The sequence below is a fragment of the Luteimonas sp. GW821-FHT14E02 genome, from assembly GCF_058803905.1.
The window spans coordinates 1-1,567 of sequence record NZ_JBXAPK010000019.1; the positions used below are offsets into that span (position 1 = coordinate 1).

Annotated in this window: 1 protein-coding gene; it reads right to left on the bottom strand. The window is 67.6% G+C overall.

Annotated elements, in window-relative coordinates:
- Positions 1-1,567: DUF11 domain-containing protein (locus tag AC1RNP_RS19035; protein WP_493052863.1), on the bottom strand; the 1,567-nt coding region annotated here is incomplete at both ends.

A 1,567-nucleotide genomic window follows, 5' to 3' on the forward strand; every position in this document is an offset into this window, starting at 1 on the left:
CGTTGGCCGTGTCGCAGTTGCTCGGGTTCAGCTGTTCGCAGATCTGGTACACGACCGTGTACGTGCCCGCCGGCGTATCCGGGGCCACGTTCACCGCACCCGTCGCCGGGTCCAGCGTGACGTTCGGGTTCGTCGTCGAGGTCTGCGTCAGCGTGACGTTGGCGAGCGTCGCCGCCGCACCGTTCAAGGTGTCGTTGGTCAGCACGTTCGGCACGGCAGTGCCGCCCGACGCACCGTTCGCCGAGCCGCTGTCGTCCACCGCATCGATCGGGGCGGCATTCACCGTCACCGTCACGTTGGCCGTATCGCAGTTGCTCGGGTTCAGCTGTTCGCAGATCTGGTACACGACGGTATAGGTGCCCGCCGGGGTGCCCGGCGCCACGTTCACCGCACCCGTGGCCGGGTCCAGCGTCACGTTCGGGTTAGTCGTCGAGGTCTGCGTCAGCGTGACATTGGCGAGCGTGGCCGCCGCACCGTTCAAGGTGTCGTTGGTCAGCACGTTCGGCACGGCAGTGCCGCCCGACGCACCGTTCGCCGAGCCGCTGTCGTCATTGGCAATAATCGGAAGCGCGCCGGCAGTACCCGGCTCGTCATCCGTGTTGTTGGATGTATTCGGATCGGTCTGATCCGGCACCGTCACCGTCGCCACGTTGTTGAACGCGCCGCCGGTCACTCCAACGGTCACGGTCACCGTGATGGTCACACTTGCGCCGGACGCCAGGCTGGCGAGCGTGCACGGGAACGCCGTGCAGCCACCGCCGGACACGCCGGTGATCGTCAGGTTCGTCGGGGTGTCGGTCACCTGCACGTTGGTCGCGGCATCCGGACCAGCGTTACTCACCACGATGTCGAACTGGATCGACTGCCCTGCCAGGAACGGACCGGCGGTCGTGAGCGTCTTCACCACCGACACATCGGCCACGCCGCCCGCCGTCTCCGGCGGCGTCGTGCTGGTGTTGTCCGGCGGGTTCGGATCGGTCTGATCCGGCGTCGTCGCTGTCACGCTGTTCTGGAACGTGCCCTGCGCGTTGATCGTTGCGGTGACCGTGATGGTCACGCTTGCGCCCGAGGCCAGGCTCGCCAGCGTGCACGGGAATGCCGTGCAGCCGCCACCGGACACGCCGGTGATCGTCAGGTTGGTCGGGGTGTCGGTCACCTGCACGTTGGTCGCGGCATCCGGACCGGCGTTGGCCACCGTCACCGTGTACGTCACGCTCTGGCCGGTCTGGAACGGACCGGCCGTCGTCAGCGTCTTCACCACCGACACATCGGCCACACCACCGGCCGTCTCCGGCGGCGTCGTGCTGGTGTTGTCCGGCGGGTTCGGATCGGTCTGATCCGGCGTCGTCGCTGTCACGCTGTTCTGGAACGTGCCCTGCGCGTTGATCGTTGCGGTGACCGTGATGGTCACGCTTGCGCCCGAGGCCAGGCTCGCCAGCGTGCACGGGAACGCCGTGCAGCCGCCACCGGACACGCCGGTGATCGTCAGGTTGGTCGGGGTATCGGTCACCTGCACGTTGGTCGCGGCATCCGGACCGGCGTTGGCCACCGTCACCGTGTACGTCAC